The sequence below is a fragment of the Pseudomonas sp. Sample_21 genome (genome assembly GCF_004307525.1).
Classification (GTDB): domain Bacteria; phylum Pseudomonadota; class Gammaproteobacteria; order Pseudomonadales; family Pseudomonadaceae; genus Aquipseudomonas; species Aquipseudomonas atacamensis.
Window position 1 is genome coordinate 112,645 of sequence record NZ_RCNZ01000088.1, and the last position, 25,347, is coordinate 137,991.

Annotated in this window: 23 protein-coding genes; 12 read left to right on the forward strand and 11 right to left on the reverse strand. The window is 61.0% G+C overall.

The genetic code is table 11. The annotated features are described in order from the left end of the window. Nucleotides 1-3: 3 nt before the first annotated feature. From murD to lpxC, 9 genes are all read left to right on the forward strand, one after another. A complete protein-coding gene (gene murD / locus D8U71_RS16150) occupies nt 4-1,350 on the forward strand; it encodes a UDP-N-acetylmuramoyl-L-alanine--D-glutamate ligase (RefSeq protein ID WP_130888197.1) in 1,347 nt (448 codons plus the stop codon). A 2-nt stretch (nt 1,351-1,352) separates the two neighbouring features. Beyond that, nucleotides 1,353-2,564: a putative lipid II flippase FtsW gene (gene ftsW, locus D8U71_RS16155; protein ID WP_172667897.1), complete on the forward strand. Its 1,212-nt coding sequence runs from the start codon at nt 1,353-1,355 to the stop codon at nt 2,562-2,564. After that, nucleotides 2,554-3,624, forward strand: coding sequence for an undecaprenyldiphospho-muramoylpentapeptide beta-N-acetylglucosaminyltransferase (murG, locus tag D8U71_RS16160; RefSeq protein WP_016773277.1), 1,071 nt, complete (start codon nt 2,554-2,556; stop codon nt 3,622-3,624). Before ftsW ends, murG begins: the two co-directional genes overlap by 11 nt. Continuing rightward, complete coding sequence (gene murC, locus D8U71_RS16165; RefSeq protein ID WP_039761387.1) at nt 3,617-5,077, forward strand: UDP-N-acetylmuramate--L-alanine ligase; 1,461 nt, start codon at nt 3,617-3,619, stop codon at nt 5,075-5,077. Before murG ends, murC begins: the two co-directional genes overlap by 8 nt. Continuing rightward, nucleotides 5,074-6,048 carry a D-alanine--D-alanine ligase gene (locus tag D8U71_RS16170; RefSeq protein ID WP_130888198.1) on the forward strand — a complete coding sequence of 325 codons (975 nt, stop codon included), beginning with the start codon at nt 5,074-5,076 and terminating at the stop codon, nt 6,046-6,048. The genes murC and D8U71_RS16170 overlap by 4 nt, the downstream gene beginning before the upstream one ends. Nucleotides 6,049-6,052: 4 nt before the next feature. Continuing rightward, nucleotides 6,053-6,919 (forward strand): cell division protein FtsQ/DivIB, encoded by an 867-nt coding sequence (locus tag D8U71_RS16175; protein WP_016773281.1) that lies wholly within the window; start codon nt 6,053-6,055, stop codon nt 6,917-6,919. Between the two features lie 15 nt (nt 6,920-6,934). Further along, on the forward strand, nt 6,935-8,194 hold the full coding sequence (ftsA, locus tag D8U71_RS16180) for a cell division protein FtsA (protein WP_130888199.1): 1,260 nt from the start codon (nt 6,935-6,937) through the stop codon (nt 8,192-8,194). 103 nt (nt 8,195-8,297) lie between these two features. Then, the gene (gene ftsZ / locus D8U71_RS16185) at nt 8,298-9,494 is read left to right on the forward strand and encodes a cell division protein FtsZ (RefSeq protein WP_016773283.1); all 1,197 of its coding nucleotides are present in this window, start codon (nt 8,298-8,300) and stop codon (nt 9,492-9,494) included. Between the two features lie 112 nt (nt 9,495-9,606). Further along, a complete protein-coding gene (gene lpxC, locus D8U71_RS16190; protein WP_007916984.1) occupies nt 9,607-10,518 on the forward strand; it encodes a UDP-3-O-acyl-N-acetylglucosamine deacetylase in 912 nt (303 codons plus the stop codon). Nucleotides 10,519-10,697: 179 nt separating this feature from the next. On the opposite strand, the gene D8U71_RS16195 is transcribed toward lpxC, so the two are convergent. The 7 genes from D8U71_RS16195 to D8U71_RS16225 all read right to left on the reverse strand — a co-directional run bounded on the left by D8U71_RS16195 (nt 10,698) and on the right by D8U71_RS16225 (nt 20,698). Continuing rightward, nucleotides 10,698-12,206 carry a sensor domain-containing diguanylate cyclase gene (locus D8U71_RS16195; RefSeq protein ID WP_130888200.1) on the reverse strand — a complete coding sequence of 503 codons (1,509 nt, stop codon included), beginning with the start codon at nt 12,204-12,206 and terminating at the stop codon, nt 10,698-10,700. A 199-nt stretch (nt 12,207-12,405) separates the two neighbouring features. After that, nucleotides 12,406-13,722, reverse strand: coding sequence for an OprD family porin (locus D8U71_RS16200; RefSeq protein ID WP_130888201.1), 1,317 nt, complete (start codon nt 13,720-13,722; stop codon nt 12,406-12,408). 194 nt (nt 13,723-13,916) lie between these two features. Then, nucleotides 13,917-14,138, reverse strand: a complete 222-nt coding sequence (locus D8U71_RS16205) for a hypothetical protein (RefSeq protein ID WP_130888202.1) — start codon at nt 14,136-14,138, stop codon at nt 13,917-13,919. 250 nt (nt 14,139-14,388) lie between these two features. Next, the gene (locus tag D8U71_RS16210; RefSeq protein WP_122611824.1) at nt 14,389-15,753 is read right to left on the reverse strand and encodes a heavy metal sensor histidine kinase; all 1,365 of its coding nucleotides are present in this window, start codon (nt 15,751-15,753) and stop codon (nt 14,389-14,391) included. Beyond that, the gene (locus tag D8U71_RS16215) at nt 15,743-16,420 is read right to left on the reverse strand and encodes a heavy metal response regulator transcription factor (RefSeq protein ID WP_016773287.1); all 678 of its coding nucleotides are present in this window, start codon (nt 16,418-16,420) and stop codon (nt 15,743-15,745) included. Before D8U71_RS16215 ends, D8U71_RS16210 begins: the two co-directional genes overlap by 11 nt. 7 nt (nt 16,421-16,427) lie before the next feature. Next, complete coding sequence (locus tag D8U71_RS16220) at nt 16,428-19,541, reverse strand: multidrug efflux RND transporter permease subunit (RefSeq protein WP_130888203.1); 3,114 nt, start codon at nt 19,539-19,541, stop codon at nt 16,428-16,430. Beyond that, a complete protein-coding gene (locus tag D8U71_RS16225; protein ID WP_130888204.1) occupies nt 19,538-20,698 on the reverse strand; it encodes an efflux RND transporter periplasmic adaptor subunit in 1,161 nt (386 codons plus the stop codon). The genes D8U71_RS16220 and D8U71_RS16225 overlap by 4 nt, the downstream gene beginning before the upstream one ends. Before the next feature lie 191 nt (nt 20,699-20,889). Between D8U71_RS16225 and D8U71_RS16230 the strand changes: the two genes are divergently transcribed. The 3 genes from D8U71_RS16230 (at nt 20,890) to D8U71_RS16240 (ending at nt 22,280) form a co-directional block, all read left to right on the forward strand. Then, nucleotides 20,890-21,519, forward strand: coding sequence for a nucleotidyltransferase domain-containing protein (locus tag D8U71_RS16230; protein WP_130888205.1), 630 nt, complete (start codon nt 20,890-20,892; stop codon nt 21,517-21,519). Continuing rightward, a complete protein-coding gene (locus D8U71_RS16235) occupies nt 21,482-21,901 on the forward strand; it encodes a hypothetical protein (RefSeq protein ID WP_122507832.1) in 420 nt (139 codons plus the stop codon). The genes D8U71_RS16230 and D8U71_RS16235 overlap by 38 nt, the downstream gene beginning before the upstream one ends. Nucleotides 21,902-22,040: 139 nt before the next feature. Further along, nucleotides 22,041-22,280 carry a hypothetical protein gene (locus D8U71_RS16240; RefSeq protein WP_016773292.1) on the forward strand — a complete coding sequence of 80 codons (240 nt, stop codon included), beginning with the start codon at nt 22,041-22,043 and terminating at the stop codon, nt 22,278-22,280. 134 nt (nt 22,281-22,414) lie between these two features. Here the strand turns inward: D8U71_RS16240 and D8U71_RS16245 are convergent, their stop codons facing one another. The 4 genes from D8U71_RS16245 to D8U71_RS16260 all read right to left on the reverse strand — a co-directional run bounded on the left by D8U71_RS16245 (nt 22,415) and on the right by D8U71_RS16260 (nt 25,107). Continuing rightward, nucleotides 22,415-23,164 carry a YkgJ family cysteine cluster protein gene (locus D8U71_RS16245; protein WP_122880687.1) on the reverse strand — a complete coding sequence of 250 codons (750 nt, stop codon included), beginning with the start codon at nt 23,162-23,164 and terminating at the stop codon, nt 22,415-22,417. An 83-nt stretch (nt 23,165-23,247) separates the two neighbouring features. Beyond that, nucleotides 23,248-23,574, reverse strand: coding sequence for a hypothetical protein (locus D8U71_RS16250; RefSeq protein WP_130888206.1), 327 nt, complete (start codon nt 23,572-23,574; stop codon nt 23,248-23,250). A 144-nt stretch (nt 23,575-23,718) separates the two neighbouring features. Continuing rightward, entirely contained in the window at nt 23,719-24,201 is a 483-nt protein-coding gene (locus D8U71_RS16255; protein WP_024014234.1) for a GNAT family N-acetyltransferase, read from the reverse strand. 3 nt (nt 24,202-24,204) lie between these two features. Further along, a complete protein-coding gene (locus D8U71_RS16260) occupies nt 24,205-25,107 on the reverse strand; it encodes a chemotaxis protein (RefSeq protein ID WP_016773296.1) in 903 nt (300 codons plus the stop codon). Nucleotides 25,108-25,347: the final 240 nt, after the last annotated feature.

The window sequence follows — 25,347 nt, forward strand, 5'->3', positions numbered from 1 at the left end:
CGAGTGTCTCTGATCGCTTCTGACCACTTCCGCATCGTTGTCGGCCTCGGCAAGAGCGGCATGTCCCTGGTTCGCTTCCTGGCGAACCGGGGCACGTCGTTTGCTGTGGCCGACACGCGGGAAAATCCACCGGAACTGGCCACGCTCAAACGTGACTATCCGCACGTGGAAGTGCGTTGTGGCGAGCTGGACGTCGAATTCCTCTGCCGTGCCGACGAGCTCTACGTGAGCCCCGGCCTGGCGCTGGCGACCCCGGCCCTGCAAGCCGCCGCTGCCCGTGGCGTGAAAATGTCCGGCGACATCGAACTGTTCGCGCGTAATGCGCGGGCGCCGATCGTCGCGATCACCGGTTCCAACGCCAAAAGCACCGTCACTACTCTGGTCGGCGAGATGGCGGCTGCGGCCGGCAAGCGCGTCGCCGTTGGCGGCAACCTAGGCACGCCGGCGCTGGATCTGCTCAGCGATGATGTCGAGTTGTACGTCATGGAGTTGTCGAGTTTCCAGCTGGAAACCACCGACCAGCTCAACGCCGAAGTCGCCACCGTACTGAACATCAGCGAAGACCACATGGATCGCTACAGCGGTCTGCCGGCCTATCACCTGGCCAAGCACCGGATCTTCCGGGGCGCGAAGCAGTTTGTGGTCAACCGTCAGGATGCCCTGAGCCGTCCATTGATCGGCGAAGGCCAGCCATGCTGGACCTTTGGCCTGAGCAAACCGGATTTCAAGGCGTTCGGCATTCGCGAAGAAGACGGCGAGAAGTACCTCGCCTTCGAATTCCAGAACCTGATGCCGGTGCGTGAACTGAAGATTCGCGGCGCGCACAACCAGTCCAACGCTCTCGCCGCATTGGCACTGGGGCACGCGGTGGGCCTGCCGTTCGACGCCATGCTCTCTGCATTGCGTACGTTTGCCGGCCTTGAGCATCGCTGCCAGTGGGTGCGCGATCTCGACGGCGTGGCCTATTACAACGATTCCAAAGCCACCAACGTTGGCGCCGCTCTGGCCGCCATCGAAGGTTTGGGCGCAGACATCGACGGCAAGGTCATTCTGATCGCCGGCGGTGACGGCAAAGGCGCCGAATTCAATGATCTGCGTGATCCGGTGGCGGCCAACTGCCGCGCTGTGGTGCTGATGGGCCGCGACTCCGACAAGATCGGCGCAGCCATTGGCGACGCCGTACCGCTGATTCGCGCGAGCTCGCTGATCGACGCTGTTGCGCAATGCCGCGCCGCTGCCCAACCGGGCGATGTGGTGCTGCTGTCGCCGGCCTGCGCCAGTTTCGACATGTTCAAGAATTACGAAGACCGTGGTCACCAGTTCGTCCGCGCTGTGGAGGAACTGGCATGAACCTGAGAAACATCATCAAGCCGTACCCGTCGCCGCTGATCACCGGGCGTGGCATCGACCTCGACTTCCCGATGCTCGCCGGTTGCCTGGCGCTGCTTGGTCTCGGCCTGATCATGATCGCTTCGGCGTCCACCGAAGTGGCGGCGGCGCAGTCGGGCAGTCCGCTGTATTACATGATTCGCCACCTTATCTATGTGGTGCTGGGTCTGGGCGCGTGCATTGTCACCATGATGATCCCGATCGCCACTTGGCAGCGCCTCGGCTGGATGATGCTGATCGGTGCGTTCGGCCTGCTGGTGATGGTGATCATTCCCGGCATCGGTCGCGAAGTGAACGGTTCGATGCGCTGGATCGGTTTCAGCTTCTTCAACGTGCAGCCGTCGGAAATCGCCAAGGTGTTCGTGGTGATCTACCTCGCCGGTTATCTGGTGCGCCGGCAGAAAGAAGTACGCGAAAGCTGGATGGGCTTCTTCAAGCCGTTCATCGTCCTGCTGCCGATGGCCGGTCTGTTGCTGATGGAACCGGACTTCGGTGCCACCGTAGTCATGATGGGCGCGGCGGCGGCGATGCTGTTTCTTGGCGGGGTCGGGCTGTTCCGTTTCTCGCTGATGGTGGTGCTGGCGGTTGGCGCGGTGGTTTTGCTGATCCAGATGCAGCCCTATCGAATGGCGCGTCTGACCAACTTCGCCGACCCGTGGGCCGACCAGTTCGGCGCCGGTTATCAGTTGTCGCAGGCCTTGATCGCGTTTGGTCGCGGCGAGTGGCTGGGCGTCGGCTTGGGCAACAGCGTGCAGAAGCAGTTCTACCTGCCGGAAGCGCATACCGACTTCGTGTTCTCGGTACTCGCCGAAGAACTCGGTGCGGTCGGTTCGCTGTGCACCGTCGCGCTGTTCGTGTTCGTGTGTATTCGCGGCATGTACATCGGCCTGTGGGCGGAGAAGGCCAAGCAGTTCTTTGCCGCTTACGTGGCTTACGGCTTGTCGTTCCTGTGGATTGGTCAGTTCCTGATCAACATCGGTGTGAACGTCGGCCTGCTGCCAACCAAGGGGCTGACCTTGCCGTTCCTCAGTTACGGCGGCAGCTCGCTGGTGATCTGCTGCGCCTGTCTGGGTCTGTTGCTGCGCATCGAGTGGGAGAGTCGGACCCACCTGGGCAGCGAAGAGATGGAATTCCAGGAGAGCGACTTCGCCGAGGAGCCGACTCATGGGCGCTAACGTATTGATCATGGCCGGCGGTACCGGCGGTCACGTGTTCCCGGCGCTGGCCTGTGCCCGCGAGTTTCAGGCGCGCGGCTACACCGTGCACTGGCTCGGCACGCCACGCGGGATCGAAAACGAACTGGTTCCGGCGGCAGGACTTGAACTGCACCGCATCAACGCCAGCGGTCTGCGCGGCAAGGGCAAGCTGTCGCTGCTCAAGGCGCCGCTGATGCTGCTGAAGTCGGTGTGGCAGGCGCGGGCGATCATGCGCCGTCTGAAGCCGGTGTGCGTGGTCGGCTTCGGCGGTTATGTGACTGGCCCTGGTGGTCTTGCCGCGAAACTGGCTGGCGTGCCGGTGATCGTTCACGAGCAGAACGCTGTCGCCGGCACCGCCAATCGGTTGCTGGTGCCGTTCGCCGCCCGAGTGTGTGAAGCGTTCCCCGACACCTTTACTCTGTCGGACAGCCGCCGTACCACCGGAAATCCGGTGCGCAGCGAGCTGTTCCTCGACACATCGCGGCCGGCACTGGCCGGGCGCAAAGCGCGTTTGCTGATCCTTGGCGGCAGCCTGGGCGCAGAACCGTTGAACAAATTGCTGCCTGAAGCCCTGGCCCAAGTCGCTGCCGACCTGCGCCCGGAAGTGTTTCATCAGGCCGGCAAAAATCACGATGAAGTGACTGCCGAGCGTTACCGCGCCGTGGGTGTGGAAGCGCAGGTGCAGCCGTTCATCAAAGACATGGCCCAGGCCTATGGCTGGGCTGACCTGGTGGTGTGCCGCGCTGGCGCGTTGACCATCAGTGAGCTGGCGGCCGCCGGTCTGCCCTCGATGCTGGTGCCTTTGCCCCACGCGATCGACGATCACCAGACCCGCAACGCCGATTATTTGGCCCGCGAAGGCGCTGCCTTCCTGATGCCGCAAAGAACGACTGGTGCCGCGGATCTTGCCGCGCGCCTGACAGAGGTCTTGATGCAACCGCAACGACTCGAAGCAATGGCCCAAGCGGCCCGCCGACTGGCCAAACCCGATGCCACCCGTAGCGTGGTCGATACCTGTCTGGAGGTGGCCCATGGTTGAGAATCAGAAAGCCATGCCACAACCGGAAATGCGCCGCATCCGTCGCATCCACTTCGTCGGCATCGGCGGCGTGGGCATGTGCGGTATCGCTGAAGTGTTGTTGAACCTGGGCTATCAAGTCTCCGGTTCCGACCTGAAAGCGTCCCCGGTCACCGAACGCCTGGAGTCGTTTGGCGCGCAGATCTTCATCGGTCACCGTGCCGAGAACGCCGCTACCGCCGACGTGCTGGTGGTGTCGAGCGCAGTGAACACGTCCAACCCGGAAGTGGCGACTGCCCTTGAGCGCCGCATTCCAGTGGTGCCGCGTGCCGAAATGCTCGCCGAACTGATGCGCTATCGCCACGGTATTGCCGTCGCCGGTACCCACGGCAAAACCACCACCACCAGCCTGATCGCTTCGGTGTTCGCCGCCGGTGGCCTGGACCCGACGTTCGTTATCGGTGGTCGCCTGAATGCAGCGGGCACCAATGCCCAGCTTGGCACCAGCCGTTACCTGATCGCCGAAGCCGACGAAAGTGATGCGAGCTTCCTGCATCTGCAGCCGCTGGTGGCCGTGGTCACCAACATTGACGCCGACCACATGGCGACCTACGACGGTGACTTCAACAAACTGAAGAAAACCTTCGTCGAATTCCTGCACAACCTGCCGTTCTACGGGCTGGCGGTGATGTGCCTGGACGATCCGGTGGTGCGTGAAATCCTGCCGCTGGTGAAACGTCCGACCGTGACCTATGGCTTCAGCGAAGATGCCGACGTGCGCGCAATCAATGTGCGCCAGCAAGGCATGCAGACGTTCTTCACCGTGCTGCGCCCGGATCGCGAGCCGCTGGACGTGTCGGTGAACATGCCCGGCAACCACAACGTGCTCAACTCGCTGGCGACCATCTGCATCGCCACCGACGAAGGCGTCAGCGATGAAGCCATCGTTCAGGGCCTGTCGGGCTTCCAGGGTGTTGGTCGGCGCTTCCAGGTCTACGGCGAACTGCCGGTGGACGGCGGCAACGTGATGCTGGTCGACGACTACGGGCACCACCCGACCGAAGTCGCTGCGGTGATCAAAGCCGTGCGCGGTGGCTGGCCGGAGCGTCGTCTGGTGATGGTCTACCAGCCGCATCGCTACAGCCGCACCCGTGATCTGTACGACGACTTCGTCAATGTACTGGCCGACGCCAACGTGCTGCTGCTGATGGAAGTCTATCCGGCCGGCGAAGAGCCGATCCCGGGCGCCGACAGCCGCAAGCTGTGCAACAGCATCCGCCAGCGCGGTCAGCTCGACCCGATCTACATCGAGCGGGGCGTTGACCTGGCGCCGCTGGTCAAGCCGCTGCTGCGCGCCGGCGACATTCTGCTGTGCCAGGGCGCTGGTGATATCGGCGGTCTCGCGCCGAAGCTGTTGAAAAGTGAATTGTTCGCCGGCGCCGTGGCGGCGCCGGTCGAGGGGAAGTTGAAATGACTGCTGCCTACGCCAAGCTGTTCTCCACCATCGCGCCGAAAGACTTCGGCCGCGTCGCCGTGCTCTTCGGCGGCCTGAGTGCCGAGCGTGAGGTTTCGCTGAAATCCGGCAACGCCGTGCTCGAAGCGCTGCAAAGCGCTGGCGTCGACGCGTTCGGCATCGATGTGGGCGAAGACTTCCTGCAGCGTCTGCTCAGCGAAAAGATCGACCGCGCGTTCATCATTCTCCACGGTCGCGGCGGTGAAGACGGCAGCATGCAGGGCCTGCTCGAGTGCGCGGACATCCCGTACACCGGCAGCGGCATCCTCGCCTCGGCACTGGCGATGGACAAGCTGCGCACCAAGCAGGTCTGGCACAGTCTCGGGATTCCGACGCCGCGTCACGCCGTACTGTGCAGCGAAGCCGATTGTATTTCCGCAGCGACGGAACTGGGCCTGCCTTTGATCGTCAAACCGGCGCATGAAGGTTCAAGTATCGGGATGGCCAAAGTGAATTCTGCGTCCGAGTTGATCGACGCATGGAAAGCGGCCAGTACCTACGATTCGCAAGTGTTGGTCGAGCAATGGATTCAAGGTCCGGAGTTCACCATCGCCACCCTGCGTGACCAGGTGTTGCCTCCTATCGCCCTGGGTACACCGCACACGTTCTACGACTACGACGCCAAGTACATCGCCAACGATACCCAGTACCGCATTCCGTGCGGGCTTGACGCGGCCAAGGAACAGGAACTCATGGAACTCACGGCCAAGGCCTGTGAGGCGCTGGGTATCGCCGGTTGGGGCCGGGCGGACGTGATGCAGGACGCCGACGGGCAGTTCTGGTTCCTCGAAGTCAATACCGCACCGGGCATGACCGATCACAGCCTGGTGCCGATGGCGGCGCGGGCTGCCGGTCTGGATTTCCAGCAACTGGTTCTGGCCATTCTGGCCGCCAGCGTTGAAGACGCAGGCGCAACAGAGGCGCGAGGTTAAGACCATGCAAGGCGCTCATCTCAGACATCAGCCACCCGCACCCGGCCGCAAGCCGGTGCCGCGGGGTGCCAGCCGAATGGTGGCGAAAGAGCCGATGTCCGCGCGCCTGCCGAAAGCCAATTTCAGCTTTCTGAAAAGCCTGTTCTGGCCAGTGCTGCTGGTGGCGCTGGGCTTTGGCACCTACGAAGGCGCGCAGCGTCTGCTGCCGTACGCCGACCGGCCGATCAGCAAGGTCGCGGTGCAGGGCGACCTGAGTTACATCAGCCAGCAGGCGGTGCAGCAGCGAATCGCGCCGTTCGTGGCGTCGAGCTTCTTCACCATCGACCTCGCCGGCATGCGCAAAGAGCTGGAACAGATGCCATGGATCGCTCATGCCGAAGTGCGCCGGGTGTGGCCGGACCAGGTGGTGATCCGCCTCGAAGAGCAATTGCCGGTGGCCCGATGGGGCGACGAGTCGCTGCTGAACAATCAGGGTCAGGCATTTACCCCCAGAGAGCTGGCGAACTACGAACACCTGCCGCAGCTGTTCGGCCCACAACGGGCTCAGCAGCAGGTGATGCAGCAGTATCAGGTGCTGAGCCAACTGCTGCGGCCGCTGGGTTTTTCGATTGCACGCCTGGAATTGCGTGAACGCGGCAGCTGGTTCCTGACCACCGGTGCCGGCAGTTCCGGCCCCGGCATCGAGTTGCTGCTGGGACGCGGCAACCTGGTGGAAAAGATGCGCCGCTTCATCGCCATCTATGACAAGACGCTGAAAGAGCAGATTACGAACATTGCGCGCATCGATCTGCGCTACGCCAACGGCCTCGCTGTTGGCTGGCGGGAACCCGTAGCGCCGACGACAGCCCAACCCGCTGTCGCAAAGAATTAAGAAGAGGCAGGACCCATGGCAAACGTGCAAAGCGGCAAAATGATCGTCGGTCTGGATATCGGCACCTCCAAAGTGGTGGCGCTGGTAGGCGAGGTCGCGGACGACGGCCAGCTGGAAATCGTCGGGATCGGCACGCATCCGTCCCGCGGTCTGAAGAAGGGCGTGGTGGTCAACATCGAATCCACCGTGCAGTCGATCCAGCGCGCGATCGAAGAAGCCCAACTGATGGCCGGCTGCCGCATTCACTCCGCGTTCGTCGGCGTGGCCGGCAATCACATCCGCAGCCTGAATTCCCACGGCATCGTTGCGATCCGTGATCGCGAAGTCAGCTCGGCTGACCTTGAGCGTGTGCTCGACGCCGCTCAGGCCGTAGCGATACCGGCTGACCAGCGCGTGCTGCACACCCTGCCGCAGGATTACGTGATCGATAACCAGGAAGGCGTGCGTGAGCCGCTGGGCATGTCCGGCGTGCGTCTGGAAGCCAAGGTTCACGTGGTCACCTGCGCCGTCAACGCTGCACAGAACATTGAAAAATGCGTGCGTCGCTGCGGTCTGGAAATCGACGACATCATTCTTGAGCAACTGGCCTCGGCCTACTCGGTGCTGACCGACGACGAAAAAGAACTGGGCGTGTGTCTGGTCGACATCGGCGGCGGCACCACCGACATCGCGATCTTCACCGAAGGCGCGATCCGTCACACCGCCGTAATCCCGATTGCCGGTGATCAGGTGACCAACGACATCGCCATGGCGTTGCGCACCCCGACCCAGTACGCCGAAGAGATCAAGATCCGTTACGCCTGCGCCCTGGCCAAACTGGCCGGTGCCGGCGAAACCATCAAGGTGCCGAGCGTCGGCGACCGTCCACCGCGCGAACTGTCGCGTCAGGCCCTGGCCGAAGTGGTCGAGCCGCGTTACGACGAACTGTTCACCCTGATCCAGGCCGAGCTGCGTCGCAGCGGCTACGAAGACCTGATCCCGGCGGGCATCGTGCTCACCGGTGGTACGTCGAAAATGGAAGGCGCCACTGAACTGGCCGAAGAGATCTTCCACATGCCGGTGCGCCTCGGTGTGCCGCATGGCGTGAAAGGTCTGGATGACGTGGTGCGCAACCCGATTTATTCCACTGGCGTTGGTTTGTTGATGTACGGCCTGCAGAAGCAGTCCGACGGAGTTTCGTTCTCCGGCATCGGCAGCCGCGACAGCTACAACAGCGAAGAGCCTCAGGCGCCGCTGCTGGACCGACTGAAAAAGTGGGTTCAGGGCAACTTTTAAAAGCAGCCTGGAGCGACAAGCTTCAAGCGGCAAGCAACTGCAGTAGATACACCGCTACAAACAGCAGTAGGCGAAAAAACTAGAGAATGTAAGGAGAGGGAAAATGTTCGAACTCGTAGACAACATCCCCGCAAGCCCGGTAATCAAAGTTATCGGTGTCGGCGGTGGCGGCGGCAACGCTGTCAATCACATGGTCAAGAGCAACATCGAAGGCGTTGAGTTCATCTGCGCCAACACCGATGCTCAAGCGCTGAAAAACATCGGCGCGCGGACCATCCTGCAACTGGGCACCGGCGTGACCAAAGGCCTGGGTGCCGGCGCCAATCCTGAGGTCGGCCGTCAAGCCGCTCTGGAAGACCGCGAGCGCATCGCTGAAGTGCTGGCCGGCACCAACATGGTGTTCATCACCACCGGCATGGGCGGCGGTACCGGTACCGGTGCAGCGCCGATCATCGCTGAAGTGGCCAAGGAAATGGGCATTCTGACCGTTGCGGTCGTGACCCGTCCGTTCCCGTTCGAAGGCCGCAAGCGTATGCAGATCGCCGACGAAGGCATTCGCATGCTTTCGGAAAGCGTCGACTCGCTGATCACCATTCCGAACGAAAAACTGCTGACCATCCTCGGCAAAGACGCAAGCCTCTTGTCGGCTTTCGCCAAGGCTGACGATGTACTGGCCGGTGCCGTTCGCGGTATCTCCGACATCATCAAACGTCCGGGCATGATCAACGTCGACTTCGCCGACGTACGCACCGTGATGAGCGAAATGGGCATGGCGATGATGGGCACTGGCTGCGCCAGCGGTCCGAACCGTGCACGTGAAGCTACCGAAGCGGCAATCCGCAACCCGCTGCTGGAAGACGTCAACCTGCAAGGCGCGCGCGGCATTCTGGTGAACATCACCGCCGGTCCTGACCTGTCCCTGGGTGAGTACTCCGACGTGGGTTCGATCATCGAAGCCTTCGCTTCCGAGCACGCGATGGTCAAGGTCGGTACCGTTATCGATCCGGACATGCGCGACGAGCTGCACGTAACCGTGGTTGCCACCGGTCTGGGCGCGAAAATCGAGAAGCCTGTGAAGGTTATCGACAACACCGTGCACACCTCGATGGCTTCGGCGCAGGTGCAACAACCGGCTCCGGCCCGTCAGGAGCAGCCAGCGGTGAACTACCGTGATCTGGACCGTCCGACCGTCATGCGCAACCAGGCTCAGGCCGGTGCTGCGGCTGCCGCGAAGATGAATCCGCAGGATGACCTGGATTACCTGGACATTCCGGCATTCCTGCGTCGTCAGGCCGATTGATGGAATGTATCAGGGCTATGAAGGTGATTGGTGTTCAGCAAAGGCATGGTCTGCTATCATCGCCAGCCTTTGTTGATACCAGTTCGCAATTTGCGCTGAAGCGGCCCAAGCCATGATTAAACAACGCACACTGAAAAATATTATCCGTGCCACAGGTGTAGGCCTGCACTCCGGTGAGAAGGTCTATCTGACCCTCAAGCCTGCGCCTGTCGACACTGGCATTGTGTTTTGTCGCGCTGACCTCGACCCTGTGGTGCAGATTCCTGCCCGCGCGGAAAACGTTGGTGAAACCACTATGTCGACGACGCTGATCAATGGCGACGTCAAAGTGGACACGGTAGAGCACTTGCTCTCGGCCATGGCTGGCCTGGGCATCGATAACGCCTACGTCGAGCTCTCCGCGTCCGAAGTCCCGATCATGGATGGCAGCGCTGGACCCTTCGTATTCCTGATTCAATCGGCAGGCCTGGAAGAACAGGACGCCGCCAAGAAATTCATCCGCATCCTGCGTGAAGTGACAGTGGAAGACGGCGACAAGCGCGCCACTTTCGTCCCTTTCGAAGGCTTCAAGGTGAGCTTCGAGATCGATTTCGATCACCCGGTATTCCGGGACCGCACCCAGAGTGCAAGCGTGGATTTTTCCAGCACTTCGTTTGTAAAAGAAGTCAGCCGCGCCCGTACCTTTGGTTTCATGAGTGACATCGAGTACCTGCGCAAGCACAACCTCGCACTCGGCGGCAGCGTGGAAAACGCGATCGTGGTCGACGCTGATGGCGTGTTGAACGAAGACGGTCTTCGTTATGAAGACGAATTCGTCAAACACAAGATCCTCGATGCGATTGGCGACCTGTACCTGCTGGGCAACAGCCTGATTGGTGAGTTCAAAGGCTTCAAGTCCGGTCATGCACTGAACAACCAGCTGCTGCGCAAATTGATTGAGCAGACAGACGCGTGGGAAGTGGTGACGTTCGAAGACGCCAGCACCGCACCAATCTCTTACATGCGCCCGGTTGCGGCGGTGTAAGTAAAAAACCTCTCTAGTTTTTTGAAGGCCATCCTCGGATGGCCTTTTTTTATGCCTGTGGTTTCTCTAGTGCCTGATCAGGCCTCTTCGCGAGCAGGCTCGCTCCCACCTTTGAAATGCATTCCAACTGTGGGAGCGAGCCTGCTCGCGAAGGTGGCGGCGCCATCACCCTGGAAACATCAGGCTGACACTACAACGCGATTACGCCCGCCTTCCTTGGCTTGATACAGCGCCTTGTCCGCTGAAAACAGCAGCTGCTCCAGTGTCATCTCGCTCGCCGATGTCCACGTAGCAATGCCGATACTCACGGTCATCGCCCGCTCAGCGCCTTCAACCCAGGGCAAGTTTTCCACAGCCTGGCGAATCTGCTCGGCGATCTGCTGCGCCCCGGCGCTGTCGGTCTCGGCGAGAATCACCGAAAATTCTTCACCGCCATACCGCGCGACCAAATCCGCCGGGCGTCGCACGTTCGCCGTGATCACCTTGGCCAGTTCACGCAACACCTGATCCCCAGCCTGATGGCCATGGCGATCATTGAAGGCCTTGAAGTGGTCGGCATCGATCATCATCACCGACAGCGGCTGGCCGGAGCGCTGGGCGCGGAACCATTCGTGGCGCAGGGTCTGGTCGAGCATGCGCCGGTTGGCTACTCCGGTCAGGTCATCGGTGGCAGCCAGTTGCGCCAGTTCGCGTTCGGCGCGATGGCGCAAACGCAGTTCCCGAGCGAGCAGCCAGGTCAGCCACAACAGCCCCAGGCACAACACGCCGGTGGCGCCGCTGATCAGGATCGCCGTGCGCCGCCAGGTGCCGAACACTTCCTCGCTGGACAGCGCGACCATCACGGTCAACGGCAGATTGCCGACCCGCGAGTAGGTATAGAGCCGCCGCTGGTCATCCATGCTCGAAGTGCTGGTGAAACTGCCGCTGCCATCGCGATCGTTGAGAATCCGCACGACATTGGGGCGGTTGCCGAAACTCTTGCCGACCGAATCGCTCTGCAGATACGGCTTCTGCGCAAGCAGCACGCCATCGCTGTTGATGATGTTCAACGTACTGTCGGTGCCGATGTCGAGGCTTTTGAACAGGTCGTCGAAGTAGTCGAGTTTCAGCGACGCCACTGCTACGCCGAGGAATTCGCCGGTCTGCGAGGAAATGCGCCGGCTGAAGCTGATGCGCCACTGATCAGCCTCTTCGCAATCGCAGCGGGTCTTGAACGGGCGGCTGATGAACATGCCGATGTCGCGGTTGAAGGCGTGGGCAAGGAAATAATCGCGGTCGGCGAAATTGCCCGGTTTCGCTTCGATGCGCGAGGAGTCGGCGATCACCTCGCCATGCTTGTCGAGCAGCAGGATGTCGCCCTTGAAGCGCGCGGTGGCAGAGCGATCGAACAACGCCAGATGACGGATCTGCGGCGAGACGTTCTGCAGGTCGTCACGCTGGGCGGCGGCGATCAGCCCTTGCAGCGTCAGGTCGTACAGCTCGACGGTGCGCAGCACATCGGCATCGATCAATTGCGCGATGGTCGTGGCGCGGCGCGTGGCGACTTCCTGCGCACTGGCGTACTCGCGGATCAGCAGGAAGGTGACGATGCACACCATCGCAATCACGGTCAGCAGGCTGCCGAGGATCAGCAGGCGCTCGGGGCGACCGGTAAGGCCTGTGATGGACGGCGTGCGGCTGGTGATCATGATGGGCTGTCGGTAGGAGTGGTTTCGTAAGCTTAGTAGGGCTGACGCCGGACAACCTTGTGGGAGCGAGCCTGCTCGCGAAAGCGGTGTGTCATTCAACACAGATGTTGACTGACAATCAGCTTTCGTCGGAACGCCGCCCGGAGCAGGCTCGCTCCCACAGGGTAGATCAGAGGATCTGAAAAACGCAGCGGCGATCTTAGAAGACGTTGACCGGGTAGTCGATGATCACGCGGTATTCATCTGTATCCGAATCAATCGCGCCGTAGCCGTTGCCGCCCCGGTTGGTCGCCCATTGCAGGCGCACCGCGAGATCCTTGGCCTGGCCGCTTTGTACGACGTACTGCAAATCGATGTCGCGTTCCCAATGCTTGGCGTTGCGGCCATCGGCGCTGTACCAGCTCGAATAGCCTGGGCTGTCCGTGTCGGCTTTGGTCAGATCCACCGTGCCGCGTGAATAAGACAGCGCCGAAGTCAGGCCGGGCATGCCGGCACCGGTGAAGTCGTAGGCGTACTTGAGCTTCCAGGAACGTTCGTTCGGGCCGTTGAAGTCCGAATACTGCTGCGAGTTGTCCAGATAAACGCTGTCGCCCTGGCTGATGTAGTCGAACGGCGTATTGCCGTTGACCCGCTGATAGGCGGCAGTGACGCTGTGGCTGCCGATGCCGACGGTGAGATGCGTGCTCCAGGTGTTGTTATCGATATCGCCGAGCAGCGCATCACCGGTGTCTTGCGTGTGATAGAAGTGCAGGCCCGGGTTGAGGCTGACCAGATCGTTCAGTTGCCAGGTGTAGTCGAGGTCGTAGTAGTACTGGTTCCAGATGTCCTTGAGCTCGGACGCGTAAAGGCTGCTGGTCAGGCCCTCAACGCCGCTCCAGGCCACACCGGCCCAGTTCAGGTGCTGGCTTTTGTCGCCGTCGGCGAGGGTGCCGTATGACGTTCCGATGCGGGTATGACCGCTCTGGTTATACGGCTTGGTGAAACTGGCCTGGCCACCTTCGATCAGCCAGCCGTCGAAGCTGTGGTTGCTCAGGCTGATGCCACGAAAGGTCTGCGGCAGCATCCGCGTGTCGCCGCCGGCGATGACCGGGTTGGTGAGGAACAGATCACCGGCCTTCAACTCGGTATCGAAGGCGCGCAGCTTCAACGTCCCGCCTGCGGTGGAGAACGAGCCCGGCGCTTTGCCGTTGCCATCGCTGATCGGCAGGATGCTCGAACCGTCGGTCCCGCCACCCCCATCGAGTTTCAGGCCGAGCATGGCGTGGGCATCGACGCCGAAGCCGACCGTGCCTTCGGTGTAGCCGGACTGGAACACGCCGAGAAAACCTTGACCCCACTCGATATTGTCGTCCGCCTTCTGCAAGCGGTTGCGATTCATGTAGTAGTTGCGGGCGTTGAGGTTGAGGCTCGAGCCTGCGACGAAGCCCTGTTGGGCTGGCTCATCGGCGTGGACAGCGGGGGCAATCGTTGCGGCAATTGCAATGAACAGCGGGGTGAGGCGGACAGGGTAAAACACGTGCGGTGGGGCTCCTTGGGTCAGCGGGCCGCTCTGTTTCTTGAGCGGCTTGATGTTTCTTGTTGTTACAGACGCAGCAGACGGCTTTCAGACCACAACGAAAAAAGGCCGCTGAATGGCAGCGGCCTGGAGTGACGACGGTTGAACGGGAAGAGCCAAACAACCGCGTCGAGGGAAACCTTTCGCGGTGCGACTCAGCTGTCTTTCTCGAGCGCTTGAGCCTGGGAAGTAGCGGCCTGCTGGGATTGCGTCGCGTCTTGAGCCTTGGCCATCACTTCGGCCTGATGCTGATCGAATGCCTGCGCGCGAGCGACGTTGTGCGCCACGAACGCTTGCGATTCTTCAGCCATCGCCATCGGCGACAGAATCAATGAGGACAAAACGAATGCGCTGGCAATACCCATACTGTTGGACATCTTGAAAACCTTCTCGCTTGGCGAGTGCTGTTTGGTGCGGGCAAAGATAAGGTTGCCGAGGGTTGGGAAACAGCGTGATTTTCATAAATGACTGTTACAGCAAAAGCAAAGATCATCCCGTCGAGTTGATCGTTCCCACGCTCCGCGTGGGAATGTCTCCACGGACGCTCCGCGTTCGGTTTGGAAGGGACGCAGAGCGTCCCGGGCTGCATTCCCACGCGGAGCGTGGGAACGATCGCTCGACAAAAAATCAGACCGGGAGGTTGATGCCGAAGGTGTTCATGCCCCGGTCACTGCGCACAAACACATCCCCGCCATGCATCAGCGCAATCGCCTTGACGATGGCCAGCCCCAGCCCGTGGTTATTGCCGCTGTTGCTACGCGAGGCATCAACCCGATAAAACCGCTCGAACAACCTCGGCAGATGCTCGCTGGCAATCGGCGTCCCGGGATTGGCTACGCCAATGCTTACCTGATGTTCTTCAACCTCGATGCGCACCTCGATCACCTGGCCCGGTTCGGTATGCTGCACCGCGTTGCTGAGTAAATTGATCAATGCCCGGCGCAGATGCGCGACCTCGATCTGCACTTGCGCATCGCCGCTGACCTGCACTTCAACCTGCGCGTCTTCAAGAATGAAATCCAGATAGTCCAGTGTCGTCGCCACCTCATCAGCCAGTGACGTCGAGGTCAGTTTGGTCGCCTTGTTGCCCTGATCGGCACTGGCGAGAAACAGCATGTCGTTGATGATCGAACGCAGCCGCTCCAGCTCTTCGAGGTTCGATTGCAGCACTTCGAAATAGTGTTCGGCGGAGCGCCCGCGAGTCAGTGCGACCTGGGTCTGGCCGATCAGGTTGGTCAGCGGCGAGCGCAGTTCATGGGCGACGTCGGCGTTGAATGATTCCAGCCGTGAATAGGCCAGTTCGACCCGTTCCAGGGTCGAGTTGAACGACTCGACAAACTGTTCCAGTTCCGGCGGCAGCGGCGACAGGCGCAAGCGTCCGGCGCGCAGCGGTGGTGCCAGACGCTGGGCTTCCTGCGACAGTTTGATCAGCGGCTTCAGACCGATTCTTGCAACCCAATAGCCCAATGCAGAGGCCAGCAGCACCCCGACAATCGCCAGACTGATCAGGGCGATGAGCAAGTGATGCTGGGTCTGATGCAGCGTCTCGGTGTCGATGCCGATCATGAAGCGCAACGGCGGACGCTGGTCCTTGGCGGGGAACTGACTGACCAGCACTTTCAGTGGGTAGGGTTGATCGGGCAGTTGCAGATCGTGCATGCCCAACGGGCCATTGATCGCGGCACGAATCTGCGGCGTAAGGTTGCCGTATTCGTAGCGCGGATCACCGCTGCTGATCCAGAAGCTGATGCGCTTGTCTTCCTCGCCGAGCAGCTTGAGCTTGTTGTTGATCTTCACCCAATGCTCCGGCGTGCCGTAACGGCCGACGGTGGATTCGAGCACGCTGTACCGCGCATCCAGCTCGGCTTCGGGCAACAAACCCAGACCTTTGTCGACCTGCTGATACAGCGCGCCGCCAATCAACAGAAACACCACCAGCGCCACCAGCGTGAACATGCCGCTCAGGCGCAAGGCAATCGAGTTACTGGACACCACGGCTCTCCAGCACATAACCCATACCGCGAATGGTGTGCAGCAGTTTTTCGTTGAACGGCCCGTCGAGCTTGGCGCGCAGGCGTTTGATCGCGACTTCGACGACGTTGGCGTCACTGTCGAAATTGATGTCCCAGACCATTTCCGCGATTGCGGTCTTCGAAAGGATTTCGCCTTGGCGACGGGCGAGCACGCTGAGCAGGGAAAACTCTTTCGCGGTCAGATCCAGGCGCGTGCCGGCGCGGGTGGCTTTGCGGCTGATCAGGTCGATCCACAGGTCGGCGATGGTCACTTGCACCGGCTCATGGCCGCCGCTGCGGCGGGTCAGTGCTTGCAGCCGGGCGACCAGTTCGAGAAAGGAAAACGGTTTGCCGAGGTAATCGTCGGCGCCGTCGCGCAGGCCCTTGATGCGGTCTTCGACGCGCTCGCGGGCGGTGAGCATGATCACCGGGGTCTGCTTGCGCGCACGTAATGCGCGCAGTACGCCGAAGCCATCGAGCCCCGGCAGCATGACGTCGAGGACGATCACGGCGTAGTCGCATTCCAGCGCCAGATGCAGGCCTTCGACACCGTCGCGGGCAAGGTCGACGGTGTAGCCCTGTTCGGTCAGGCCACGGTGCAGATAATCCGCGGTTTTTTCTTCGTCTTCGATGATCAGAACGCGCATGACCGCCTCAGTCTGTGGTCGCCAGTGCCGTTGCGGGCGTTGGGGCTGGTGGGTGTGAGTGCCGGTGAAACAGCCGCTCGAGCCATAAGTATATGACCGGCGTGGTGAACAGCGTCAGCATCTGGCTGACCAGCAAACCGCCGACCACGGCAATCCCCAACGGCTGGCGCAGTTCGGCGCCGGTGCCGTAGCCGAGCATCAGCGGCAATGCGCCGAGCAGGGCGGCGAGGGTGGTCATGATGATTGGCCGGAACCGGGTGATGCACGCTTCGAAAATCGCCTCCTGCGGCGGCAGACCGCGCTGGCGCTGCGCCTCGAGCGCGAAGTCGATCATCAGGATGCCGTTCTTTTTGACGATGCCGATCAGCAGCACCAGACCGATCAACGCCATGATCGAAAAGTCCTGGCCGCAGATCCACAGCATGATCACCGCGCCCAGACCTGCCGCCGGCAGGGTCGAAATGATCGTCAGTGGATGCACGAAGCTTTCATAAAGCACGCCGAGAATGATGTACACCGCCACCAGCGCCGCCAGAATCAGCCACGGCTGGCTGGCCAGCGAACTCTGGAACGCCTGCGCCGCACCCTGGAAATTGCCGCTGATCGCGGTGGGCATGCCGATCTCGGCCTTGGCCTGGTTGAGCTGAATCACCGCATCGCCCAATGCCACGCCGGGGGCGAGGTTGAATGACATATTGGCGGCGGGGAACATGCCGTCATGGGCAATCGACAGCGGACCGATGGTTGGCGCGTCAAACCTTGCCAGCGCCGACAGCGGCACCATCTCGCCGCTCAGTGGCGAGCGCAGGTAAAAATAGTTGAGGCTTTCGGCCTTGCCGCGCTGCTTGGTGTCCAGCTCGAGAATCACGTTGTACTGGTTGACCTGGGTCTGGAATTCATTGATCTGCCGTTGGCCGAATGCATCGTACAGCGCCTCGTCGACATCGCTGGCGGTCAGGCCGAAACGCGCGGCGGCGCTGCGGTCGATGCTGATGTGAGTGATGCTGCCGCCCAGTTGCAGGTCATTGGATATGTCGCGGAATGCCGGGTTGCTGCGCAGTTTCTCGGTCAGGCGCTGGGTCCAGGTGGCGAGGGTCGCGCCGTCGTTGCTCTTGAGTACGTATTGGTACTGCGCACGGCTGGGGCCGGAGCTGAGGTTGATGTCCTGCCCGGCGCGCAAATAAAGGACGATGCCGGGCACTTTCATCAGTTGCGGGCGGATGCGATCGATGAACTGGCTGGCGCTGACATCGCGATCGCCACGTTTTTTCAGGGCGATCCAGAAGCGCCCGTTGGCGATGGTCTGATTGCTGCCGGAAACCCCGACCGAATGGGAAAACGCCTGCACCGCCGGATCGGCGGCGACGATTTCGGCCATCGCCAAGTGTTTTTTCACCATGTCGCCGTAGGAAATATCCGCAGCGGCTTCGGTGGTGCCGAGGACGAACCCGGTGTCCTGCACCGGGAAGAACCCCTTGGGAATGAAAATGTACCCGGCGACCGCCAACGCCAGCGAAAGGCCAAATACACCAATCATCAGTTTCTGGTGGTCGAGGGCGCGGCGCAGGCCTTTTTCGTACCAGCCGAGCAGGCGTTCGCTGAAACCGGGTTTGGCGTTGGCGTGATGTACCGGCTTACGCATAAACAGCGCGGCAAGGGTTGGCGCCAGGGTCAGCGACACCACCACGGAAATCATGATCGTCGAAGTCGCTGTCAGGGCGAATTCCTTGAAAAGACGCCCGACCACACCGCCCATGAACAGCAGCGGAATGAATGCCGCCACCAGTGAAAAACTGATCGAAACGACGGTGAAGCCAATCTCGCCGGCCCCCTTGATCGCCGCCTCGCGCATATCATCGCCGGCCTCGAGATGGCGATGGATGTTTTCCACCACCACAATCGCATCGTCCACGACGAAGCCGACCGCGACGACGATCGCCACCAGCGTCAGGTTGTTCAGGCTGAAGCCGAGGACGTACATCAGGGCGAAACTGGCGATCAGCGAGACGCCGAGCACCGCCGAAACAATCAGCGTCGCCGATAACTGCCGCAGGAACAGCGCCATCACCGCGACCACCAGCAGGATCGCGATCAGCAAAGTGATCTCGACTTCATGCAGCGAGGCGCGAATGGTTTGCGTGCGGTCGATCAGGGTTTTCACCTGCACCGAGGCCGGCAGCATCGCTTCGAGGCCGGGCAGGGCGGCCTGAATGCGGTCGACGGTTTCAACAATGTTGGCGCCGGGCTGGCGGAAAATCACCAGATTCACACCGGGGCGATCTCCGGCCCAGGCCTGCACGTAGGCATCTTCCGCACCGTTGACGACTTTGGCGACATCGCGCAGGTGGACCGGGGCGCCATCTTTGTAGGAAACGATGAGCTGGCTGTAATCCTCGGGGTGGAACAACTGGTCGTTGGTCGACAGCGTCGAGATGCTCGATTCGCCGTACAGCGCACCTTTAGCCAGGTTAAGGCTGGTCTGCTGGATCGCCAGCCGAATGTCGGCCAGCGTCAGGCCGATGGCCGCGAGTTTGTCCGCCGAGGCTTGTACGCGAATCGCCGGACGTTGCTGACCGGTGATGTTGATCTGGCCGACGCCGTCGACCTGACTGATCTGACGCGAGAGCAGGGTTTCCACCAGGTCGCTGAGTTCGGTGCCGGGCATCTGTGTCGAGCTGACGCTGAGGATCAGCACCGGGCTATCGGCCGGGTTGACCTTCTTCCACGTTGGCAACGTCGGCATGTCTTTTGGCAACTTGCCGGCGGCGGTGTTGATCGCCGCCTGTACTTCCTGGGCGGCGGTGTCGATGCTTTTGTCGAGGGTAAATTGCAGGGTCAGCAGAGTTGAGCCCAGCGCGCTGCTGGAGGTCATCTGGGTCATGCCGGGGATGGCGCTGAATTGCACCTCCAGCGGCGTGGCCACTGAGGAAGCCATGGTGTCGGGGCTGGCGCCGGGCAACTGTGCCGAGACCTGGATCGTAGGAAATTCCGCTTCCGGCAGTGGCGCAATTGGCAAACGCGGGAAGGCAATTACGCCGACCAGTACCAGAGCGAACGTCAGCAAAATCGTCGCCACCGGGTGATCGATGCACCAGGTCGAGATGCCCTTGTGCGAGTTCATGGCTTGGGCTCCGCCTGCACCACTTGCGGCGGCTCACTCATGATTTGCACGCTCGAGCCCGGTTTGAGTCGCGACTGGCCGTCGGTCACCAGCACGTCACCAGCGTTGACGCCTTTGATGATGTCCTGGCCGCTGCCCTGATAAACCATTTGCACCGGCACCGCCTCGACCTTGTCGTCCTTCACGCGGTAAACAAAGTGTTGTTCGAGGCCACGCTGTACGACGGTGGGCGGAACCACCAGCGCATCTTTATCCACAGCCGTCTGAATTTTTACCGTCACCAGCAAACCCGGCCAGAGCTTCTGGCTGGCATTGGCGAATTCGGCCTTGGCGCGGATGGTGCCGGTGTTGGCGTTGATCTGATTGTCGATCAGGGTCAGCTGACCTTCGCCGAGCAGATTGCCGGTTTCGCCATCAGTATCGGCTCCGATGTACGCCTTGACCGGGGCGCGTTGCGGATCGCTGATCAGACTCTGCAGGGTCGGCAGCATCTGCTGCGGCAGGGAGAATTCGACGGCGATCGGGTCGATCTGCGTGACGGTGAACAGGCCCTGGGTGTCGGTCATGCGCAGGAAGTTGCCTTCATCGACGGTACGAATACCGACGCGCCCGGTGACCGGAGAGCGAATCTGCGTGTAGGACAGTTGCACCTGCGCCGCATCAATCGAGGCCTGATTGCCTTGCGCGGTGGCCTTGAGCTGATTGACCAGCGCTTGCTGCTGGTCGAAGGTCTGCTTCGACACGCCGTCGTCGACGCTGAGCAGTTTGTAGCGCTTGAGATTGACCAGCGCGACCTGCAACTGCGCCCGACTCTCGCCCAACTGCGCCCGGGCCTGGTCGAGGCTGGCGCGGATCGAGCGGTCGTCGATGGTGGCGAGCAGGTCGCCTGCTTTGACCAGTTGGCCTTCCTTGACCAGAATTTTCGTCAGGATCCCGTCGATCTGCGGACGCACCACCACGCTGTGCAGCGACAGCACCGAGCCGATGCCGCTGGTATAGCGCGGCACGTCTTTGGCGCTGACCGTCACCACCCGCACCGGAATGGCAGTCGGTGTAGCCAGTTTGGCCGGCGCCGGTTTCAGCGCGAACCACAGGCCGGCGGCTGCCAGCAGAATCAGGAGAGTGGCCAGCAGGATTTTGTTTTTCTGGATGGACATGCGCGGCGCCGAAGTCTGGAGTTTGGGCAGATTGACCAGTTATAAACCGGTCAGGCGGTCGGCAGGGTGACGGCTGGCTGTCAGGATTGTCAGTTTCCGACGTTAATTGCTCTGGCTGCGATTACCGTTGAGTTGATAAGTCCCTAAAAGGGACCTATCGTTCCTGTTTTGGGACTCTTCGGTTTGCGCCAGTGGAAAACCTTTCTTTAAGCGAAGCCCTGTTCACCGCCACCCAGCAAAAAGTGTTGGGATTGTTGTTCGGCAAGCCTGACCAGACGTTCTACGCCAACGAAATTGTGCGCTGGGCACGGGTTGGCAAAGGCGGCCTGATGCGTGAACTCGATCGATTGCAACGAGCCGGGATCCTCAGTATGACTCGAGTGGGTAACCAGACCCATTACCAGGCCAACCCCGCATGTCCTATCTACGCGGAGCTTCTGGGCATCACGCGCAAGACATTCGGTGTTGCCGAGCCTCTTCGTCAGGCATTAGAACCGTTTGCCGAACAGATCACGTGGGCGTTCGTGTATGGCTCCATCGCCAAAAACTCGGCGAACACACTCAGTGACATAGATCTCATGCTGATTGGCGAAGGCCTGCACTACAGTGAGTTGATGGAGCGACTCATGCCGTTGGAGGAGCAATTGGGGCGTCCCATCAACCCGACGCTATACACCCCGCAAGACTGGGCTACGAAGCTGGCGGCACAGAACAGTTTTGTCATGCGAGTGATGCAGCAGGAAAAAATCGATCTGTCAGGGGCAAACCCTTTGGAGTCCAAGGATGGGCAGCAACGAGAGTCTGGAGAATCTTCTACGTAGCGGTGTACTGAAAGCGGAGCCACCTGACCGCAAGGAGTGTGAGGGGCTGATGCGCTCGGCTCTGGATAGGCTCAAGGATGCGCACACCTGCACACTGTCGTTTTCCAGCCGGTTCGATTTGGCCTACAACGCCGCTCACGCGCTGGCGCTGACAGCTCTTCGCCTGAGTGGCTATCGATCGGACAAGCGCTATCTGGTATTCCAGTGCCTGATCCATACCACGCAAAGCAGCAAGGTTCAGGTGCGATTGTTTGCGCTGTGCCATGAGCGGCGCAATCTCGCCGAATACGAAGGCTATATGGATGAAGATGACGCGCTTCTTGAGCAATTGCTGGAGAGCACGTCGCAATTGTTGGGTGACGTTCAGCATCGCATGAACTGAAATATCATCACGCAGTGTCAGTGCCAGGGAACCATTCAGCGCATCGCGCAAATCTTCAGATGCCGAGCCAGAGCGCACAGGTATACTGCGCGCCTTTGCGGCTCACTGATCGGGCCGACTTTTTGTTCCCGGAGCTTTTATGACTTCCCCGACCCAACCGCCGGTTGACGACGCTGTGAGCGACGTCCCGGCTGAAGTGGCTGACGCCAGCGAAACCAAGGCCGAGATCCCGGCGTTCAAGTTCCCGTTCAAGCCGGGCGAGCTGGCTTCGGCGAAAGGCTCGAATCAGCCGTGGTACAAGAATGGCGCGAAGAATGGCCACACCAAAACCCCGGGCATGGCGCCGCCGGGGACGCGTCGGTCGATGGGCAAGCGCTGACATCGGAAAGTGATGGTGCTTGTGCTGGCCTCTTCGCGAGCAGGCTCGCTCCCACATTGGATTTGTGTAGAACCCAAACCTGTGGGAGCGAGCCTGCTCGCGAAAGCGACATCCGCTACAGCACAAATACCAGATCAAGCCGCGCGCAATGAAATAAACGCATAAGTCTGCGCCGGTTCCGTCACCACCTGCCCACCCGCAGCCAGTACCTGTCCGGCCACATCATCGCCAGACAAATGAAACAGCCATTCACTGGTTTGCGCCGCCATCGGTTGCGCGCTCACCTGGTCGATCACCGCTGCAAACGCATCCATGTTCGGCAAGTACGCGGTGAACCCGTCGCCCTTGAGCGCCGTGGTGCGAATCCCCAACGTTGCGCAGATCGCATCCTTGAGTCTGATGTCATCCCGATCCGCCTGACGCGAACGCTGGATCAGCTCAACCAGTTCCCGATCAACCAACTCACCGCCCACGATCAGCTCCGGCCCCTGCTCCCAGGACTCTGGCGGGCAATCCTTGGCAGCTGGATTGAGCGGAATGTGCGGATTGATTTCCGCCGGGTAAATCCGGCACACCAGCGGGCGCCGCTCGTAGATCCGGCAGCGCTTGTCGTCGTCAAGATTCCGGCAGGGGCCGACGTTGTAGGCGGCAAAGGTGATCGCCACGTGAGCATCAGTAGTGCCACTGCGGACCACCGCCGAACGGCGCTCGGCATGTTCGCGCTGCTGCGCTGGCAGGCCCAGGCCATTGCCGAGAAACGCCTCGACCAGCACGATCACCTGACCGCCATCCGCCGCCCACATGCGGGCTTCGGCCAGCGTCAGCGGGACATGGTGGTCAGTGCAGCATTTGCCGCAACCTACGCAGGAAAACGTCGTATTCATTGAGCGATCTGTCTTCAATCAGGGTGTGAAACGACGGCAGAAAACCATCGCACAGAACCGGATCGAAGCAAGGACTGCGCCACTCAGTGGGTTTTCGTGACCGGACGAATCGAATCCCACTCGGTGACGAACGCGGTTTTCGACTGTTTGTTGTACAGACACAGCTCGCTGCCTTGCTGGCCTTTCAAGTGTTTTTGCGGGTATTGGCCTTGCAGCAGGACAGCGGTGTAACCGACGCGGTCATCGAATTGCGCAGGTGTGCCGACCGGTTTGACGTTTTTCAGGCCACTGGCCTTGGTGCAGCTGGCGAGTACGGTCTTGTCATAGGCAGCCCAGGCGTCGGGGCTGGAGGCGTGGGCCTGGGAGGCGAGGGCGGTGAGGCTGAGCAGCGCTAGGGTGATGGCTTTCATGGTTGGGGCATCCTTGGTTATGGCCAAGGTTGGAGTCTGTCGGATAGCGGAAGTTGCCAGTGCTGCCCTTCGCGAGCAGGCTCGCTCCCACAGTTTGAAATGCAATCCATCTGTGGGAGCGAGCCTGCTCGCGAAAGCGGTAGATCAGTCGGGCACAAGCTCGCGCCGAACCACAACCATCCCGACACTCTCATACAACCGCCGCGCCCGCAGGTTGTCCTCCAGAACCCGCAAATCGACAAACCCCTCGCGCCGCTGTTGAAAGACGCTGAAGGCATGCAGCAACAACGCGCGTCCAAGCCCCCGGCCCTGCATTCGCGGGTGCACTACCAGATTCTTGATATACGCACTGGTCCAGCACTGCGCCACGCCCACCACGCCCTCGGCATCGCAGGCCACGAAACACAAAGCTGGATCGTATTCAGGGTCGCTGGCAAAGCGCTGACGCCAGTCGTCCAGTGACGGCACTCGACCGCCACCTTCCAGCTGTCCGAGCTGCATCAACTGATGCACCGCCGGCGCCAGCTCCTCGCAGTAGACGGACAGCTCAACCCCGTCCGGCCACTGCGCATCCGGCAGAACCCCACTCAAGTCGCGCCGCAGCAGAAAGCAAAACGTCTCGGCCAAGACTCAGTGCCCATTGGCCGCGACGTGCTTGGCGGCTTCGATCAGGCGTTGGGTCAGCTCCGGCGAGGAGAACTTGGTCAGCACCGCATTGGCACCGGCCAGTCGGGCCTTTTCACTGTTCATCGCGCTGTCGAGGGAGGTGTGCAGCAAGACGTACAAGTGCGCAAAGTCCGGGGTCTCGCGCAGGGTTCGGGTGAAGGCGTAGCCGTCCATTTCCGACATTTCGATGTCGGAGACGATCAGATTGATCTGCTGCGCGGTGCCTTGCAGGTCGAGCAGGCAGTCGATGGCTTCCTTGGCACTGCGCGCGGTGTGGCATTGCAGGCCGAGGTTGCGCAGGGTGTGCACCGATTGCTGCAGGGCCACCTGGCTGTCATCGACCACCAGAATGCGCGCGTTGCCGAGCACTTCAGCGTCTTCCATGGTCAGGTCGGTCGGCGCCATTTCGATCTGCGCCGGGGCGATGCTGTGGATGACTTTTTCGATATCCAACACCTGCACCAGCGTACCGTCCACCGAGGTCACGCCGGTGATGTAGGCGCGCGAGCCGCCAGAGCCGAACGGTGGCGGCTTGATGTCGGTGGTCAGGCAATGGACGATCTTGCTGACCGCCTGCACATGCAGACCCTGCTTGGAACGGCTGACATCGGTGACGATCAGGCAGCCACCGTTGGGATCTTCCAGAGGCCGCTCGCCGATCGCGCGGCTGAGATCGATCACCGACAGCGATGCACCGCGCAGCGAGGCGATGCCTTTAACGTGCGGGTGCGACTCCGGCAGCTTGGTCAGCGGCGGGCAGGGGATGATTTCACTGACTTTCAGCAGGTTGATCGCCATCAGCTTGCCGCTGCGCAAGGTAAACAGCAGAAGCGAAAGTGAATCTGCGCGGGCTTTGGTGGAGGACATAAGAACCTTCTGTGGGGCGAGAGTGGGAATCGCCAGAAACTTTTGATGCCGTGTTATCGGCGTTAAAGGGATGGGCTTTAGGTTAGTTGTCGGGTAGTCGGCTTGAGTTGATCGCTGTTCTCTCTATCACTGCCCCTCACCCCAGCCCTCTCCCAGAGGTAGAGGGGGCCGACGGAGGTGTCTGGCGTTTTACACCGACCTGAACGACCGAGTCGATTATGGATTCGGAAGAAATCTTTC